The organism is Bacillus cihuensis (assembly GCF_000504145.1).
Taxonomy (GTDB): domain Bacteria; phylum Bacillota; class Bacilli; order Bacillales; family DSM-1321; genus Peribacillus; species Peribacillus huizhouensis.
In genome coordinates this window covers 12806-31318 of sequence record NZ_KI632502.1, presented here as the reverse complement: position 1 = coordinate 31318, position 18513 = coordinate 12806, and the positions used below count along the sequence as shown (strand labels likewise).

The window sequence follows — 18513 nt, the reverse complement described above, 5'->3', positions numbered from 1 at the left end:
GAAGCCGAAGAAAACAGAGTCAGAAAAAACAGAATCGAAAAAAATGAAGCCGAAGAAAACAGAGTCAGAAAAAACAGTATCGAAAAAAATGAAGCCGAAGAAAACAGAGTCAGAAAAAACAGAATCGAAAAAAACGAAGCCGAAAAAAACAGAAGTAGAAAAAAAACAGAATCGAAAAAAATTGAACCGAAAATAATATCGATTTAGTCAACGAAATGCTGAGCGACTAAGAGAAGGAGCATCACGACTTGAAATCTGCATGCGATGTCATCGAAGTTTTGAAAAGGCAAAACCCCCATATTAAGTATGTTTGAAGCACTCGAAACATAGTTGTATGAATGGATTCCGCCCCTTGACCTTGTTTGCAGTCGTGGCCGTGATAGTAACAATTGTCCTTGATGAAAAATGTTGTTTAAAACCTTCCATTAAATACCCTTTATTTCTACATCCAAAGAATTAACCATAGACTAGCTCTTTTTCGCTTAGACCAAGCGTCTGCGCTGTTGAAGTAATAAGTCAGGTCTAATTATATTTCTTCAGTATATCCCCTTTTTCAATTAACAAGGACGTGTAAGCGTGCCTAAATGAGTGCTGTGCTAGATGCATCTTAATATAAACTTTTATATTCTTTTTGGAGTTTTTTTGGAGAAATATCGTATTCCTTTTTGAATAGTCTGTAAAAACTAGAATAATCAGGAAAACCACATTTTAAGGCGATTTCCTCTATGGAGATCTGATTTTGTTTAATCATCGTTACAGCAAAAGATAGACGCTTTAATGATACGTAACGGTAAAAGGGAAGGTTCATGTTCTTTTTAAAGTAATGAGAAAAATAGTATTTATTTAAATGAAAATAATTAGATATATTGTCTAAGCTTAAATCAGGCTCTGTCAAATGTGATTCAATGTATTCTAATATAGATACGAATCTTTGGTCTAGCTCTTCCTTGTTACTAAGATTGGGCATCCTACTGGCGGGATCGAAGATAATTTGAAGTGCTTGAAATAATTGATAATTTAATGTGAAGGAAAAGTTTTCTTCGCATTTTTTTATTCTATGAGTTATTTCATCTAGTAGAAAAATTATATCTTGGAAATGTTTTGAATGCAGATGTAACACATAAGAACCTTGTGTCTTTTGATAAACCATATTCTCTTTCATAGATGGTGAACTAGATAGAAAGTCGCTCATTAAATGCTCACTAACGCTAATAATTATACGCTCATAGTTATCGATACTTTTAACGATGGCTTTATGAACAGCATAAGGAGGGATTACCACAACATCGCCTCTCCTTAAGGAATAGGTTTTTCCTTCACAAAAAAAGTCACACTCCCCATCTAAAAATACAAGAACCTCTAAAACATCGTGCCTGTGCAATTGAAATAAAGCCTCTAATTGGGAAAATTTCTCGGCTGATTCGTTATATTTCTTGAACCAATCATGAGGTTGGTTTTTTTTGCTAAAGTAATTAATTTCAAAACCTTTATTTATTACTGGAATAAGAACAGATTGCTTCATTTGGTGTCAACCTCTCGCATAGCAATAATTACAATATTTTTAGCAACAAACGCCATTTATTTTGAACTTTTTGTTGTTATTATAACAATATAAAGAAAGCGATATCAAATTTATTATACATGGTGTTTGAATGATAGATCGATTCTTCTCAAGGGCATAATGAGGAGAAGGCCAAGTTAAGGAGGCATTAAAATGGAAATTAATCATAAACAACCGGAATTAGAAGTCAGAGTTAAGAATATCATAGAGGTTGATGGATTAAAATTTAAGGATTTGAATAATAATGGGAAGCTTGATCCATATAAGGATTGGCGTTTAAGCCCGAAAGAGCGTGCAGAGAACCTCGTTTCATTAATGAATATGGATGAAAAGATCGGTATGATGCTGATTAATACACGTAAAATGGGGCTTTCTCAGGAAGATAAGGAAAAGACAAGTCATGATGGGATATTAGATGAAGCGATTGTGGAAAAAGGTGAAAATATATTTGCCGCTTCTAAAATATATGGAACAACTCATACCATCGAGAAAAGGAATTTAAGACACTTCATTTTAAGAGACAACTTTAGTCCAGCTGAAATGGCGGAGTGGATTAATAAAATGAATGAAGTAGCTGAGGGAACACGTTTAGGTATTCCTGTCTTGATCGCATCTAATTCAAGAAATGAAAATGCAGAATCAATATTCGGTATGAATGATGCAGGTGGAATTTTCTCTACATGGCCTGGAACCCTAGGGCTAGCAGCGGCAGCACAGGGCGATATTAAAAATGGTGAAGATGCATCACTGATTAGCGAATTTGCTAAAATTGCTCGCGATGAGTGGGATGCTACTGGTATCAGAAAAGGTTATATGTATATGGCGGATGTCGTTACAGATCCGAGATGGCAACGGACGTATGGTACGTTTGGAGAAAATCCAGAATTTATTTCTGACGCTATTGGTCGCCTTATCGATGGATTCCAAGGTGAGGAACTAGGGGATCGTAGTATTACGATGACAACGAAGCATTTCCCTGGTGGCGGAGCAAGAGAGAATGGATTTGACCCTCATTATAAAGAAGGGAAATGGAATCTTTACCCAACTCCAGGTAGCTTAGAAAAGTATCATTTACCACCATTTAGAGCAGCGGTAGAGCATGGTACATCGTCCATCATGCCATATTATTCTATACCAAGCATCAAGAAGAGTGTGGTACAAGAGTTCGAAGGGGAGGACATTCCGTTCGAAGAGGTTGGCTTCACATTTAATCATTATTTCATCAATCATATTCTTAGAGAAAAACTTGGATTCAAAGGCTATATTAATAGTGACAGCGGTATTGTGAATAATATGAGCTGGGGCGTTGAAGAGTTGAGTGAGGCGGAACGCTTTGCTAAGGCAGTCAATGCGGGGACAGATATAGTTGCTGATACAAATGATATAGAAAATCTTAAATTAGCTGTTAGCAAAGGTTGGATTAGTGAAAAACGTATTAATGAAGCGAATGTACGTCTACTAACAGAAATGTTTGCTTTAGGTCTTTTCGATGATCGTACGTATAATTCACCAGAAGTGGCTACCTCTGTAGTTAGCAACAAAGCGAATTGGGAAGCAGCTTATGAAGCACATAAAAAATCCGTAACTGTACTTAAAAACCAAAACGAAACATTACCATTAACAGCTGAAAAACTTAATAATAAAAAGGTTTATGTAGAAGTATTACACAAGGAAGTAGAACGAGCAACAACTTACACTGAGAAGGCCAGAAAAGAATGTCAAGAGCTCGGCCAATTTACGATGACTGAAAACTATGAAGAAGCTGACATAGCAATCATGTTCCTTCATCCAAAATCCGGATCTTATTTCAACGCGACACCTGGACTATTAGAACTTGATATCTGTGAGGATAAAGTAGTATCGTCCTTGGATGGTTCATTGTATCAGGAAACAACTATAACTGGTATGAATCATTTAAAAGAAGTGGTAGACAACGTTCATAATCGTGGTGGTAAAGTGGTGATCAGTGTTAATGTGACATTGCCATGGATACTTAAAAGTGTAGAACCGTTGGCAGATGCTTTAATTGCTGGATACGATACTTTCTATAATGCGCAGCTTGAAGTTATTGCAGGCAATAGCCGACCAGTAGGCGTATTACCATTGACATTACCGGCAAGTGAGGAAGTAATTGCGGTTTATCAGAATGGCGATTGTGTGTCGAGAAATGATGTACCGGGCTATGATAAGGACAAATATATGCCTGAGGGACTCAGTTATGCCTATAAGGATAGCGATGGTAATATTTATAAACTTGGTCATGGACTAACATATTAATCAATTTCTATAATCCCTTTTAGATAGACTTGAACAAAGAGAACATAGTAATATGTCCCTTTACAGTCTAACTGAAGGGGATTTTTCTATGTAAAGAAAAGGACAAGCCTTAAAAGTTAAATTCCAACATTCGGACCTTGTTTTAATTTTAGGCTCTTTTCGTAAAGATTATTGTTTTTAGCCAATCGAGCAGATGTTGATTGTAGTGTAAGGTGTGAGCCTCCTGCTTAGAGAAGCGTGTTTAGGAAGAACCCGTCTGCGAAAAGCGAGTACCTGCAACGGAAATCAACCCAGATTGTTCGTGTACATATAATGGAAAAACAACAAAGTATGCGAAAACAGCTTAATGTTATTAATGTCTACTATATGAAAACCTTTTGGGAAAATATAAAACCTAAGATTATATAAGAACAATATGTTTGGGTTATCTACATAATCGGCTGGAAAGAGGTTTTCTTGACGGTTGAAATATATTCCTGTTAATCTAAATCCATTATTATCGGAGTACATTTAGGTGAGGTTGTAGGCGAGGAATGAAGAACCCCTCACTGATTGACGTTTCACTTGATCCAATGGGTCCATATCATGAGTTGGAGGTTTTTTCTTGAACGTACTTATAACTAAATTTAAAGAGTTGTCTTCCAAACAAATTGTTTTATTCGCCATAATAGGTGTTTGTTTTGTCGCCTCTGTCATTTTTGTTCATCACAATTATTCGTTCTATGAACGCCCAATAGCCAAAGTAATCAAAACCAATCTGGAAGATACAACTGAAATGATTGATATACATAATAATAAAGATCATCTTTTCACACAGCATATAACAGCCGAAATAAAAAACGGGGAAAATAAAGGAAAAATCGTTCATTTAACAAATAAGTATTCAACATCTGGAGCTTATGATCAAGAATACCATGTTGGAAATGAATTGTTCATTTCGATTGATACAAACAGTAAGGGTAGTACAGAATTATCGGGATCTATAAAAGACGTAAAACGTGATAAATTCGTTGTCTATATAGCATGGATTTTTATCTTTATTTTACTTATCGTTGGGAAAAAACAAGGGCTGTTTTCGATAATAAGTTTGGCCGTGAATGCGGTTTTATTATCTTATGCATTGGATGTCTATTTGTATGATCCGGAAACGAGTCTGGTATTGATTTGCAGTATAAGTGTCATTTTATTTACTGTCATTTCTTTGTTACTCGTTAATGGTTTTAATGAAAAAACATATGCCGCTATTATTGCGACCTTGTTGGGAACTTTTGTTTCGTTGTTCATAACCTATCTTGTTCTATGGTTAACTTCAGAAAAAGGACTTCGTTATGAAGAGATGCAATTCCTTACTCGACCTTATCAAATGGTATTTATGGCGGGGGTATTCATCGGATCCTTAGGAGCCGTAATGGATGTAGCTATTACGATGTCATCATCTATCTTTGGGTTGTATGAACAGAATAACAACATATCAATCAAAGCACTTAAAACATCAGGATTGGATATTGGCAAAGACATTATGGGAACTATGACAAATATTTTGTTTTTTGCATACATAAGTGGTTCCATTCCAATACTTATTTTGTATTTAAAGAATGCTTCTCCATTGGGATTTACTCTTTCTATGAATCTTTCATTGGAATTGGCCCGTGCTCTAGCCGGAGGTATTGGCATTGTATTGACGATTCCGATCGGTCTATATACTACTATCTTTTTTGTTAATCGAAAGAGGGCGCGATCATGAATGTATTAGTGTGGCTGGCCGCTATTTTATTTATATTAATGATACTTATTGGTGGAAAAAAAGGAGCACGGTCTTTTATTTCTTTATTCTTAAACTTTGGTGTGCTACTCCTTACCATTATTTTTATGACAGATCCAAATATCAATCCGATTATCTTAACATTGATTGCATGTGCAGTGATTAGTTGTATTAATCTATTTTATATTAATGAAGTGAACAGTAAAACAATTACGGCGTTCATTTCAACAATTATTACGATTGTTATTTTACTTTTTTTTATTGAAATTGTATCAGAAAACACTAAAATTCAAGGATTTGGTGAAGAAGAAATAGAGGAGCTTGGCGTATTTTCTCTTTATATTGGCGTGAATTTTGTGAAAATTGGAGCCGCAGTAATTATTATGAGTACAATAGGTGCCATAACGGATGTTGCCATTTCTATTACATCGCCCATGCGTGAGATCTTTTATCATAATCCATCTATTAGCCGGAAAGATTTATTCACATTTGGATTAAGTATTGGCCGAGATATATTAGGGACCAATACGAATACGTTATTTTTTGCGTTCTTTGGGGGCTATTTGGGATTGCTGCTATGGTTTAAAGATTTATCTTATTCTGTTGACGAAATTGTCAATTCAAAAGTATTCAGTGCCGAGATGATCACGATCTTTTGTGCAGGAATTGGTATAGCTCTGATTATTCCAATCGCTTCCTGGATAAATGCGTATTATTTAGTGAAAACGAGAGAAAATAGTAAGTTTTCTAAATAGCTTTATGACAGGAAAGCTAGAACAATCTGTGTTTGCATGTTTGAATTTAACTAAATAATCACGTGTGAATGGAAAAACATCTCCTAGTATGCTGAAATAGGGGATGTTTTTATGTTTTTATATTTTTAATGATACGATTTGTAACAAACAAAATGGTTACGTTAATAAAGCCATATGATATACAATGGACAAACATACAAATACAGCATTTAAGGAAGATAAAAACAGTAGAAAGTTAGAGTGAGTAGAAAAAGAAAAAGGAAGGTCTTCTATGAAATCCTACATCCTAACATTCCAATTTAAAAATATTGAGCCGGTTGTGTGGAGAAAAGTAATTGTACCAGGTGGAATTACATTTAATCGTTTGCACGATGTCATTCAAAATGTAACGAATTTTAAGAGTGGATATCCATATGAGCCCATGCATTTGTTTGAGTTTCAGCTTGATGATGTTGTTGTAACGAATTATGTACATCGAATAGATGAAGCGAAAAGCAAATCGTATAAAGGAATTGCCGTGAAGCAGCCGACGAGGATAAAAATTGATACCTATATGGAGCGCATAGGTGAGTTTTTATATGTGTATGATTTCGGTGATGATTGGCGCATTCATGTGAAGTTAGAAGAAGTCGTGGAGGATTATTATTTTGGTTTCCCAACCGTGCTTGATGGGGCAGGGGAAGCACCTCCAGAAGATGTAGGTGGTCCGCCCGGGTTTGTGCACTTCCTTGAAGTCTATCAAAACCCTTCACACCCAGAGCATGATTATTTATGTAGTTGGGCGGCTGAACAAGGGTTCCGATTATACAATAAGGCGGCTATGAATCAAATTCTCAAACATCATAAATACCAAAAGACTGAATGGGATAAAGTACATCATGAAAATTATCGAGTAATATCAGATAAATATATAGATACATCTAAGCAATGATGTTGTAAATCTTCTTAGCTTCCTGCTAGATGTTAATTAAGCTTCAACAAAAAATCTCTATTTAGAAGAATGGTGTGTCAAATAATATAACTATGTATATAACCAAATTATCCCAAAAAGTCAGCTTCGTTGACGATGGTTATGACCTTTTTCGTAAAGTTTTTTCAATTTACCTATCTTACCGAGAAAATGACCGGCGGAGAGTAGTTCAGTAAGTTCATCTTGTGTATAATTACACTTTATTTCAAAATATGTTAAAATAAACTTATATATTCTAAAGCAAAGGAGCGGAAAATATGCAAACGATCGCAGGAAAAGTAGCATTAATTACAGGAGCGGGACGTGGTATTGGCCGTGCAACAGCAGTAGCTTTTGCCAAAGAAGGAATTCATGTCGGTCTTGTTGGACGTACACTTGAAAATTTACAACAAGTAGCAGAAGAACTTAAACAGTATGATGTGAAGGTAGCGATAGCTTCTGCAAATGTAGCGGATTTAGACTCGATTACGACAGCGGTTGAATCAATTCGTGCCGAGCTTGGTGCAATCGATATATTAATAAACAATGCTGGTATTTCAAAATTCGGTGGCTTCATGGACTTAACGCCTGAAGAATGGACAAATATTATCGATGTTAACGTAAAAGGTGTATATTACACAACACGTGCGGTATTACCAGAAATGATCGAGCGCAATACAGGCGACATCATTAATATCTCATCAACAGCTGGGCAAAAAGGTGCACCCATTACAAGTGCATATTCGGCTTCAAAGGCTGCAGTGATCGGACTAAGTGAGTCATTAATGCTTGAAGTACGTAAGAAAAATATTCGTGTTACAACGTTAACACCAAGTACGGTTGCAACAGATATGGCTGTAGAACTGAACTTAACAGACGGTAATCCAGAAAAAGTGATGCAAGCAGAAGATTTAGCGGACTTAATGGTTGCCCAGCTAAAACTTCATCCACGTGTTGTCTTAAAACATGCTGGACTTTGGTCAACGAATCCTTAATAGAACGATTCGAAATAGGAAGATATATTGGCGATGCCGTAAATTAGAGAAAAGCCTTCGTGAGTTCACAGAAATCACGAAGGCTTTTCTCATTGCAATACAATCTCTAGCTTATTTTCTTTTTCAAAGTTCCCGAATTGTGGAGCGCGATTTTACTGGAAACGCCTAATACAAGTAGCAGACCTGCTGCCATTAGTATACCATCTAGCACAAGTGGGATGCCCCAACTGCCGGTATTATCTCGTAGTACTCCTGAGATAACAGGAGAAAGCACGGCGCCGATTTCGGCAATTAAATTAAGCATTCCGAACATCGATCCTCTGCTTTTTTCAGGTGTTAAATCAGAAGCAAGCGCATGTGCTACCGGCTGTAATGCAAAGAAGAATAATCCAGAAACAAACAGGATGATGGACATGACGATAGGACTGTTATTTCCCATCATGACATATGCGGCAAAAATAAAAATAAGAACGGTCAGAGCAGCGGTTAAAATAGCTAGAACATTACGTCGCCCATTTGGTCGATCTGCCACCATATCAGAAATCTTACCACCAAGAGGAAAACCGATGATTCCAGCCAATGCATTAAATGATGCAATCAGAGCAGCCGCCATTAATGCACCGCCACCGAAATCTTTGACAATAGATACAGACCAAAATCCGTAAAACCAAAGATGCCACATGATCGGAATGAAGAATAAGTACAATAAGAAAAGGTTTTTGTTGGCTAAAATTGGCTTTATTTCTGATTTTTTCGTTGTGTATAAATAAAAGATTAAGAGCGGGCAAAGAGCTACAAGTATTATAGCAATTGCAATATTGGATAAACCTAGTTTTATGGAGAAATAATAGATTCCCATTACGATTACAAGAAAAACAGCTGAGTACATCGACATATATAGTAGTGCTTTATTAAATTGTACTTTAATACCTGGTGAAGAATGATCTACAGATTGATTAGGATTATTTTTTGGCTTCATATATTTAAAAATAAAAAATGCACTTACAAGTGTAATAATCCCCATCACAAAAAAAGGAAAACGCCATGCCTCTTCTCCCATAAATGGTTCTGCAGTGGTGATCAGAAATGGTACACCGAGTGTACCTGCTGTAAGTCCTACAGACAATCCGGTAAGGGCAACACCCATTCCTAGACCAACTTTTTTAGGCGGTGTATGGTAGGCAATATATGAGCGATCATTTGAATAAAATGCACCTTCACCTAGCCCTAGTATTACTCGAAATAGGATAAATGCAATAAGTCCGCCAGCTACCCCTGTTAATAATGTGGCAATCCCTGCCCAAACTACACTTAAAATAATAATCGTACGGTAGCCGAATCGATCACCTAGAAAGCCTCCTGGAAATTGCATAAGCATAAAGCCTGCAAAGAACAAACTTCCGATAAGACCGCCTATTCCATGAGGATTTGCTACATTGGCGAAAAAACCTATCTCATTTTCAATCATGTATGTCACAACGGGGCCAGTTGCTGTTCGGTCAATATAAGAAACAAACCAACCTAAAAATAGTAGCCCCCAAATGGTGTGATACCTTTTCCAACCTTCCTTTTTCATTCAATACACTTCCAATTCTCCTATTAATGTCTTATCCAACTTATAAAACCTCTATGGCGTTAAAACGCCGCCATTTATCACAACGACAATCCAGTAGCCTGCTACACTCGCCTAATCACAATGGTGGCGGTGCTAAGCCGGAATTTGAAGTACGTTCCATAATACAAATAAGATTACGTGCAAAGTAGATTGCTATATTAGTAAGTAGCGAAGCCCCGTCCCCATGTCCTTCATACAAAAGAGACCGTCCCATAGGGTTTTAGACCCCACATCTACTAAATATCCGTTTATATAACGTGTACATGACACAATAAACTGTGTATAGCATGTGAGATCATTGAGCCTTGGGACAGCCTGATTTGGCAAAGTATCCCTCTTATTTATCAAAGCATGCCGTTTTGCAGGAATTAGCACCTATTTAACTAGATTGTTAAAGGGTTGCCGGGTTTCGTAGGGCCAGTCCCTCCACCACTCTCTATAAGAGTTTATTTTATTGTTACTTCCAAACGTCTTGTGCAATATTCACAACGTGGCATACTTTTGCCCATTGTTCTTCTTCTGTCAGTACATTTCCTTCTTCTGTTGAAGCAAACCCGCATTGTGGACTCAAACAGATTTGATCTAATGGAACATATTTTGAAGCTTCTGCAATTCTTTCTTTAATCCGTTCAGGGTCTTCCAATTCGCCTTTTTTAGAAGTGATTAAGCCTAATACAACGTAAAGATCCGGTCGATTGATATGGCGTAACGGTTCAAAGCCACCTGAACGATCGTCATCAAATTCAAGGAAAAGACCGTCAAGATTTAATCCACCGAAGATCGTTTTAGAAGCATCCTCATAACCACCAGTGGATGAATACGTAGATCTGAAATTGCCTCGGCAAATGTGCATCGTAATGATCATATCATCCGGCTTATTTGCAATAGCCTCGTTGATTCCTCTTTGGAACAATTGTGCCAATGTAGCAGGATCAGACCCTCTATTAGCAATTTGTTCTCTCCCTTTTTCTGAAAAGAATAGGGACCAAGCTGTATCATCTAATTGCAGATAACGACAACCTGCATCATAAAGCGCCTGAATCACACCTTGGTAAGCAGCAATTAAATCATCATAAAATTCTTCGTGAGTGCGGTACACGTCTGTGTCAAGTGTTCCTCTGAAATAAAGCATATTGGGACTAGGTATTGCAAATTTTGCAACAGCATCGCCTGCAATACTATGAAGGAACTTATAATGGTCGATCATGTAATGATCGGAAAATGAGATTTTTCCAGTTACCTTAATGCCGTGTGCTCTCGTTTTAACGCCGTTAAATTGAATACCATCATTTGTTTCATGAAACAAAACGCCATCAAAACCTGAAAGAAAGTCTAAATGCCACCAAGCACGTCTAAATTCGCCATCAGTAACAGCGTTAAGACCAGCTTCTTTTTGCTTTTCAACTAACTTTATAATTTCCTCGTCCTCAATTTTACGTAATTCATCAGCGGTAATGTCACCGTTCTCCTTTTGTAACCGGGCCTGCTTAAGACGTTCTGGTCGTAAAAAGCTACCGACGTGATCGGCTTTAAATGGTGCATTCGTTACTAGTTCTTGTGCTGCTAACTCTGTCATGTTATTTCCTACTTTCTTTTATAGATTTTTCTTCAAGCATTTAATTAGTTCGAATTTTTCTCTTATAAACAAAAATAAAAGGGCCCTCAATAAGAAGAGGGCCCACGAAAATACGAGGACGATCTTCTTATCTTCTAGGCATGTTCTATACCTATTGGAATTAGCACCTTGCCGAAAACCGGCTGGTTGCTGAGACATCGTCGGGCCAATCCCTCCGTCTCTCTTGATAAGAATATGAATATGTAATTATTTGAAAAATCCGATTTATCCAACTTTATCATGCTGTAAAGGAAAAAACAAGTAGTTTTTTAACCGAGAAAGATTGGATCCGTTGAAATTTCACTTTATTTGAAGGAATAAAAGCTGGTAGAAGTGAGGTCTTCACGTCAAGATCCTGTTTGAGTTTTGGGTGAACTAGGTCTTCATTTTCAGTAAGGCGGATGCTAAACCTCGTCTATTTAATGATCAAAATAATATTGGGATTTTTAATTAGGAAATCATGTTTAACGTACCATTTTCTCTTCCCGTTCCGCTGCTTCAAGAGCGGCAATGGTCTGTTTGATTGAAATGATTTCTAATTGAATTTGTTGGATTTTCTCCGCTAACGTTGTAAATACGGAGCTGAATTGATTGTTACTTATGTCGCGATAGTTTGTTAACATTCCTACGGCTCTCGTATTATCAAAGGTATGGGCGAGTGCTGCATTCCAAGTGTTTGTAGAAAGCTCAGGTTCCGACACCAATCTTTCATGATGGATAAAATCCTGTTGGCAAGAATTCAATTCACTATTACAAATTTGGAGACGATGAAGTTGCTCTTCTTTCAATCTTAATAAACTATAATAATAAGCTAAAGACATCTATTGACCACCTCTTTTTTCCTTAGCGATTGAACGAATGAACGTATCTCAAGAAAACAAGTACTTTTACTATATCATGGAAAAACAGGGCTATATAATCAAAATGTATGATTTTCCGATATTTAGTAGTTGGGTCTTATTGACTATAGAGTAATTTGTGGATGGTTGTACGAAGGTGTGATTAAGTACAAATCTCGACATGTAATTCGTCATTCAATCATCTTTCAAGTAAGAAAATAAGCGGTTTTTTTATACATTTAATCAATCGATTGATTGATTACTTAAATATTCTCCCCCGATTCGACTATAATGCCAATAGAAGGAATGAACTGGAGGAGTTTTATATGATATATGCTATCGGCAAATTTTTACAAATTATTCTCAATCCATGTATAACTGAGCCGAGGAGATACGTGAGTTTTCGGCCCATTTAATCAATCGATTGATTATTGCATTGTCTGACTGAAGTTTCACTTTATCTCGACAATTCGGTTTTTTATTCCAATATCAGGAATTAATGTGTATAATTTTCTATAGTATAGTAGTGGAGTTTTAAAGAGAAAGGGGGCTTACTGTGACGGATTCTAATGAATACATCCCCTTTGAAAAGAAGCGGGAGATCTTTCAGGAAGAACTTAAGATCCTAAGAGAAAAACGATTGATTCCTAAATCTGATTACATAAGACTTAGCAGTGCATATGAACGGCATTATCACCAAGTGCGGCAGCAAGTAGCAATAATGGAAAAGCAACAGAAAAAAGATGAAACGGTTCAATCGAGCGAAATTCCAAATGAAGTTCCACATAACATTCAGCGAACTGAAGAGTTCGTGCAAAAACCAATTCAAGATTCATTACAAACACCAATGGCTAGCCCAAAACCAAGGCAAGTCATTCAACAGCAATCTGTTGTGAAACCTGTAAAATCAGTGGAGCAAATTCGAGAAAGAAATATAACACTTGTCTTGGTAATGGGTGTGATTCTGCTCTTGTTTGGCGGTCTTATATTAGCGACGTCAACGTGGGGAGCCTTGAATGCTGTTCTGAAAGTTTTCTGTATTAGCATGGTGTCAGTGTTTTTCTTTGGGATGGCTTTTATCGCCTTCAAACTAAAAATTAAGCAAACGGCCTTTGCCTTTTTAACGCTCGCAAGTCTATTCATTCCAATTACGATATTATCAGCTTCGTATTATCGGATATTTGGAGAATATTTATCGTTACAAGGTGATGGGAGAGGGTTATTAGGGTTGATTGGCGGAGTGATTTGTTTGGGGCTCTATTTTGTAATTGCTAAGCGTTTTGCTTCGAAATTATTCACTATTCTTTCATTGTTCACCTTTGCGTTAGCGGCATGCTTCGGCTTCACCTATGTGGCGCCAACTACAGAAACATTATTTATACTACTCATAATGTTTAACTTATTATTTTTATGGTATATGGATCGTTTGAAAAATCATCAACAATTGGCGTTATTCAAACCCTATTTATTTTACTTCATCCAATTCAAAATTATAGTCGAAGCGTTTGTTGTGTTTGTGCTAGCTTCAAGCACAGTATTTTATTCGTTTACTTTGCTCTTAGCATCACTGCAATTCCTACTGTTAACAATAAAATACAATCAAAAATATTATAATTTTGCCTTTAGTATTGTATTCAGCTACGGCTATATCCATCTTGTCTTGAACTCGGCTGTATTGAGTGATTTCACTTCTATTGCTTTTGCCGTACTTCCAATCGTGTTCTTTGCTCTATATTTATTTATGGCTAACAAAAATGAAGAAGTATCGAAAAGCTTTGTATATACGGGCATTACAAGTAGTGTGTTTGTATTTGCCTATGTAAATGCGCAAGTGTTTGGAGAAGGATATGCACAAATATTCTTTGCACTGATCCTTCTAGCCGCACAATATGTATTTTTAGCCATTCAAACAAAGAAAGTGGTATATACTTATCCAGCACTCGTCTTATTTAATCTTTCACTTGTTTATCTTGGCTGGGCATTCGAATGGACCTATACGGTGCACTCTAGTTTCCTATTTGTGATTCAAATCCTCCTTTATTTAGGACTGTTTGTCTATAATTTTGCCAAAACAATGGAGGTATTCCGAACGAGTATAGGGATTCTTTCGAGTAGTGTGATGTTGTTTTTGACTTATATCAATTTGGTGAATGGAGATTGGTTAATCGTCAGCCTCTTTCTTGCTGCGATATCTGGTTTATTATTTTTCAGTCATAATAAAGTAGCGGAAAAATGGATGAAGGATATAAGTACGTATGGTTTTCCGTTATCCCTAGCTGCATCGTTGCTTATTTTGTATCTGTATAGTAGTGAAACAAGCAGATGGTATGATCTTGTAATTCCACTTAGTTTACATGTCATGATTGTCGCTTTCCTCTTAATCGGACTAGGCTATTACTTGAAAAGTTCATATAAAAGCTTTTTCAATACCTTTTTTATTACCGGTCAGGTCCTATCGATGGTGTCGTTTATGACGCTTTATTTTGGAACACTGTCAGCTATTCTGATAACGACTTTAATGATGGTCTCAACAGCGATCAATATTCTGTCCGTTTATGTATATCGTCATCATCCTCTATGGATTCTAGTTGTCTATACTTCAGCAGGCGTGTATGCATCGATCTGGGCAATATTTAAATTCGAGAATGAATATATCTGGATGGCTTACCTATTTGTGGGACCGTTATTGTTCTACTTCTTGTCAGAGTATGTGGGGAAATATTCGAAGGAAGGCAGAAACTATTTCTTTTGGTTTAGTCAGCTGACAAATCTGCTTGTGGCAACACTAGGTTATCTTTATATAAGTATGACAGGGGCCAATCTGTATTTCTACTTAATTCCGCTTAGTCTCCTTGCAATCAGTGCTGTAAGAACGACCATTACCTGGGAGCGTTTTATCTTTACATACGTTGGATTTACCGTTCTTCAGTTGCAAGTATTGCTGTTTTTCCAGGAATATGGGCTATCCAATTATCTACTATTTGCTTGGACTTTGACGTCAGCTCTTATAACGATTCTTTGGAGTCGAGTGAATCTAGAATGGAAACGGATGATTGACTATTATTTACTGGCATTCTTAAACTTGACTCTCATTTTATATTTAACAGATTGGAATATGTTCCATTTTTCTAATTACTTAAATGTACTTTCCGTTATGCTTTTCACTAGTCAAGCCGGGTTTGTCATCTATTTATTGATGAAAAGGAAATGGGAACATTTCATTACGATCCCACTTCTTTTGGCATTCTTGTATTATGTGCGTTATGCGAATGAACTATCAATACTGGCAGGTACACTTGTGTTGTTCGTGGCATTATGCGTGATGACTTGGATGAGTAAAGTATTTTTCCGGGCGATGATCCGGAAAGAGGAAACGTATCTGGCGATTGATGTGTATCGTATCGCAGGATTTCTGTATGTGATAGCAATTAACTGGCGTGTTGTTATGTATACAGCAAATAATCCTGCTTTAGAAATTCTATCAGCCTGCTTAGTCAGCGGATATTTATTGGTTATTCGGGCTTTCACTTTAGATTCACTAGAAAAGAAAATCTATCTATCGGCAGCTGTGTTATGGAGTTTGTATCCATATTATGTCGTTGTTGACCAGTTTACGATTCCTAATCTGATAGAAACTGAAATTATGATTCTTCCATTGTTTATTATCAGTACACTATTGCTTAGAAAAGTAATTGTTTCGGGGAATATAACACAAACAATTGAATTAATAATTGTTCCTTTATTATTTTTAGTATTAATCATGGACGCTCTACAAGGAAATACAGTAAATGATGCATTGATCATTGGTACGTTGGCTTTAGTTGCAATCATCTTCGGATTCGTTATGAAATATAAGTCGTATTTCTTTGCAGGGACAGGAACTATTTTGTTAAATATTTATATGAATACCAATCATCTATGGGGCAATCTGCCATGGTGGCTCTATTTGATCATTGGTGGTATCGTTCTTATCGCACTTGCCAGCTTTTTTGAATGGAAAAAACAAAAGGAAAATACGACGTCAAAGGAAATTCTTGAACGTAACAAAGAAAAAATTCGGAAATGGTTTGCGCGTTGGAGGTAGAATGATGTGGTTGATGAGTCATGTTTCATAACAAGTAAAACATCCATGAGCGCCTGCACTAAAGCCCAACGATGAAAAAGTATCAGGTTTTATAAACTGTATCACCTTATGAAGATGGCGGTACGGAGCTGATTTTACGAAGAACCGCCTCATGTCCATCATACAAAAAAGAGATTGTTTGATAACGAAAAGGTCAGGACACATCTACTATATATTGTTTAGAAGACGGTTAAATGTCATGGTAAAGTGAAACTACAATCAGTGGGAGGCTTCATACCCCACTGATTGTTAGTTGAACCATTCGGGCATTAACGGTATATAGAGTGTGAGGTCTGACCCTTTTGGGTTCTTTTCTGTACAAGAAACTTTCCGAGGTTGCTGGGCTATGCCTAAGAATAGGGAGAGCCCACGCCACAGTATGAAGTTTCGGTTTATTTAAAAAGTTCAGGATAGACGGTTTTGGCAACAAGTTCGACAGCTTCGCCTATGCGTGGTCCTGGGCGGGACATCACGTCTTCATTTAAGTAGTATACTTTGTCCTCTTTAACGGCTGTAAGTTGGTCCCAACCTGTACGGGTCTTAATTTCTTGCTCAGGGTTTTCAATAAAACCAGCAGTCGTTGTGATGACATCAGGATTACGCTTAATGATTTCTTCCTCAGAAACTTTGATCCAACCTTCTTGATCCTCAAAGATGTTGGTTACCCCTGCTTTTGCTAAGATTTCTTGTTGAAATGTCTTCTTGCCAGGTGTATAGATTTCTGGAGCAGGGCTTATTTCTAAATAGACACTTTTCTTTTCATTTACAGTGTCCGTTTTATCAACCACAGCTGCAATTTGGTTTTTAATTGCATCGACGATTTCAGCGCCTTTCTCCTTAACGCCCATTACTTCTGCAATTTGCTGAATGTCACCGTAAACATCTTCAAATGTAGCAGCAGATGCAATGACAAAGATTGGGATTCCAGCGTCTTTCAGTGGCTGTAAGGTAGCCTCGTCACCAATCGTATAGGCGATAATGACATCGGGATTTAATGCAATTATTTTCTCTGCATTAATATTCATTGAATCAGAAACTGATTCAATGTCGGCTGCCTTTTCTGGATAGTTATCAACATCTGTGACCCCGACTATTTTTTCACCTGCACCTAGAGCAAAGAGAATTTCTGTATTACTTGGCTGAAGGGAGATAACTTTTTCAGGGACTTTATCAAAGGTGATTTTGTTGCCAAGATCGTCAGTTACTGAATATGGCTGGTCCTTTTCTTGTTTAACTTCACTTGCAGGGGCATCATCCTTATTTGGTGCTGATTGATTATTATTCCCACACCCAGCAAGTACTAAAGTAAATGAAAGCATTAGGGCAAGTAGCCAATTGTTCGATATGAATTGTTTCATTGTGTTCTCCTCATTTCTTATTCCAATTATTGAGTGGATGCATTATTTTTTCGTCGATTTAATGTCATAACATATACTCTCGTGAGGGATTTCATCGACGCCAAGTTGTTTATTGACATAGACGGCCATAACGAATAAAACGTTCGCTAATAAGTGAGTATAATCGAACAAGATTTTAGGAACTTCTCTTTCAAGACTCACTTTATGAAGCGCTCGCACCGATTTCTTGGCTTCGCTGCGGCAAGTATGTAAAATGCAAGCTCCAGGAGTTCCTTGTGGCAAAACGAAGGTGCTGATTGCGTCTTTTACCTCTATTGAATAAAAATCATACATGCTACTCAAGTGATCTAAGTCTTCTTGTGTAATGCCTAAACGTCCGCGTACTGAGCCATTTAGGTTATACCCCATGTCGAGTAAATACATTAAATCTTTGTGTACAACAGGGACATCCTTTGTAAATGCACATGCTAAGCCGATTCGTGATGTCAAAGAGTCAGTCCTGATTTCAAAGTCCACTGTTGAAGCTGATTCGCGCATGTATGGATAACACATAAAACGGAAATCTTTTTTTGCCAAATATAATCCCCCTTATCTGCTAAATAGAGTGAATCCCCCTTTGGATCGCTTCCTATAACAAAAAAAACCGACCAAGAAAATTGGGCGG

The 18513-nt window shown here is 37.0% G+C and carries 13 protein-coding genes and 2 riboswitches; of the genes, 7 read left to right on the top strand and 6 right to left on the bottom strand.

All coding sequences use genetic code 11. The features are described from left to right. Window positions 1–196: hypothetical protein (locus V179_RS31165; RefSeq protein ID WP_034302748.1), on the top strand; the 196-nt coding region annotated here is incomplete at its 5' end. Window positions 197–607: 411 nt separating this feature from the next. Here the strand turns inward: V179_RS31165 and V179_RS0126435 are convergent. Next, window positions 608–1522, bottom strand: coding sequence for a helix-turn-helix domain-containing protein (locus V179_RS0126435; protein ID WP_028394111.1), 915 nt, complete (start codon window positions 1520–1522; stop codon window positions 608–610). A gap of 192 nt (window positions 1523–1714) precedes the next feature. Here V179_RS0126435 and V179_RS0126430 point away from each other — a divergent pair, with 192 nt between their 5' ends. From V179_RS0126430 to V179_RS0126410, 5 genes are all read left to right on the top strand, one after another. Further along, window positions 1715–3838, top strand: coding sequence for a glycoside hydrolase family 3 protein (locus tag V179_RS0126430; RefSeq protein ID WP_028394110.1), 2124 nt, complete (start codon window positions 1715–1717; stop codon window positions 3836–3838). A gap of 604 nt (window positions 3839–4442) precedes the next feature. Continuing rightward, complete coding sequence (locus V179_RS0126425; RefSeq protein ID WP_028394109.1) at window positions 4443–5582, top strand: YibE/F family protein; 1140 nt, start codon at window positions 4443–4445, stop codon at window positions 5580–5582. Then, window positions 5579–6355: a YibE/F family protein gene (locus V179_RS0126420; protein ID WP_028394108.1), complete on the top strand. Its 777-nt coding sequence runs from the start codon at window positions 5579–5581 to the stop codon at window positions 6353–6355. Before V179_RS0126425 ends, V179_RS0126420 begins: the two co-directional genes overlap by 4 nt. Window positions 6356–6626: 271 nt before the next feature. Continuing rightward, entirely contained in the window at window positions 6627–7286 is a 660-nt protein-coding gene (locus tag V179_RS0126415) for a plasmid pRiA4b ORF-3 family protein (protein ID WP_028394107.1), read from the top strand. 296 nt (window positions 7287–7582) lie between these two features. Beyond that, complete coding sequence (locus tag V179_RS0126410) at window positions 7583–8299, top strand: 3-ketoacyl-ACP reductase (RefSeq protein WP_028394106.1); 717 nt, start codon at window positions 7583–7585, stop codon at window positions 8297–8299. Window positions 8300–8405: 106 nt separating this feature from the next. Here V179_RS0126410 and V179_RS28925 read toward each other — a convergent pair whose 3' ends face one another. From V179_RS28925 to V179_RS0126395, 3 genes are all read right to left on the bottom strand, one after another. Further along, on the bottom strand, window positions 8406–9875 hold the full coding sequence (locus tag V179_RS28925) for an MFS transporter (RefSeq protein ID WP_034302744.1): 1470 nt from the start codon (window positions 9873–9875) through the stop codon (window positions 8406–8408). Window positions 9876–10248: 373 nt separating this feature from the next. Next, a riboswitch (SAM riboswitch) is annotated at window positions 10249–10359 on the bottom strand. 12 nt (window positions 10360–10371) lie between these two features. Further along, complete coding sequence (locus V179_RS0126400; RefSeq protein WP_028394105.1) at window positions 10372–11490, bottom strand: 5-methyltetrahydropteroyltriglutamate--homocysteine S-methyltransferase; 1119 nt, start codon at window positions 11488–11490, stop codon at window positions 10372–10374. Window positions 11491–11614: 124 nt separating this feature from the next. Further along, window positions 11615–11723, bottom strand: a riboswitch (SAM riboswitch). Between the two features lie 270 nt (window positions 11724–11993). Next, the gene (locus V179_RS0126395; RefSeq protein WP_028394104.1) at window positions 11994–12350 is read right to left on the bottom strand and encodes a YwqH-like family protein; all 357 of its coding nucleotides are present in this window, start codon (window positions 12348–12350) and stop codon (window positions 11994–11996) included. Between the two features lie 574 nt (window positions 12351–12924). On the opposite strand from V179_RS0126395, the gene V179_RS0126390 reads away from it, so the two are divergent. Next, on the top strand, window positions 12925–16452 hold the full coding sequence (locus tag V179_RS0126390) for a hypothetical protein (RefSeq protein ID WP_028394103.1): 3528 nt from the start codon (window positions 12925–12927) through the stop codon (window positions 16450–16452). A 431-nt stretch (window positions 16453–16883) separates the two neighbouring features. Here V179_RS0126390 and V179_RS0126385 read toward each other — a convergent pair whose 3' ends face one another. Both V179_RS0126385 and V179_RS0126380 read right to left on the bottom strand, forming a co-directional pair. Continuing rightward, window positions 16884–17849 carry an ABC transporter substrate-binding protein gene (locus V179_RS0126385; RefSeq protein WP_028394102.1) on the bottom strand — a complete coding sequence of 322 codons (966 nt, stop codon included), beginning with the start codon at window positions 17847–17849 and terminating at the stop codon, window positions 16884–16886. Window positions 17850–17891: 42 nt separating this feature from the next. After that, window positions 17892–18401 carry a hypothetical protein gene (locus V179_RS0126380; protein ID WP_034302759.1) on the bottom strand — a complete coding sequence of 170 codons (510 nt, stop codon included), beginning with the start codon at window positions 18399–18401 and terminating at the stop codon, window positions 17892–17894. Window positions 18402–18513: the final 112 nt, after the last annotated feature.

Excerpts from the sequence above, each read along its gene's own strand:
- V179_RS0126410 (WP_028394106.1), top strand. The coding sequence starts at position 7,583 with ATGCAAACGATCGCAGGAAAAGTAGCATTAATTACAGGAGCGGGACGT.
- V179_RS0126395 (WP_028394104.1), bottom strand. The coding sequence starts at position 12,350 with ATGTCTTTAGCTTATTATTATAGTTTATTAAGATTGAAAGAAGAGCAA.
- V179_RS28925 (WP_034302744.1), bottom strand. The coding sequence starts at position 9,875 with ATGAAAAAGGAAGGTTGGAAAAGGTATCACACCATTTGGGGGCTACTA.
- V179_RS0126420 (WP_028394108.1), top strand. The coding sequence starts at position 5,579 with ATGAATGTATTAGTGTGGCTGGCCGCTATTTTATTTATATTAATGATA.
- V179_RS0126435 (WP_028394111.1), bottom strand. The coding sequence starts at position 1,522 with ATGAAGCAATCTGTTCTTATTCCAGTAATAAATAAAGGTTTTGAAATT.
- V179_RS0126430 (WP_028394110.1), top strand. The coding sequence starts at position 1,715 with ATGGAAATTAATCATAAACAACCGGAATTAGAAGTCAGAGTTAAGAAT.
- V179_RS0126415 (WP_028394107.1), top strand. The coding sequence starts at position 6,627 with ATGAAATCCTACATCCTAACATTCCAATTTAAAAATATTGAGCCGGTT.
- V179_RS0126400 (WP_028394105.1), bottom strand. The coding sequence starts at position 11,490 with ATGACAGAGTTAGCAGCACAAGAACTAGTAACGAATGCACCATTTAAA.
- V179_RS0126380 (WP_034302759.1), bottom strand. The coding sequence starts at position 18,401 with ATGTGTTATCCATACATGCGCGAATCAGCTTCAACAGTGGACTTTGAA.
- V179_RS0126385 (WP_028394102.1), bottom strand. The coding sequence starts at position 17,849 with ATGAAACAATTCATATCGAACAATTGGCTACTTGCCCTAATGCTTTCA.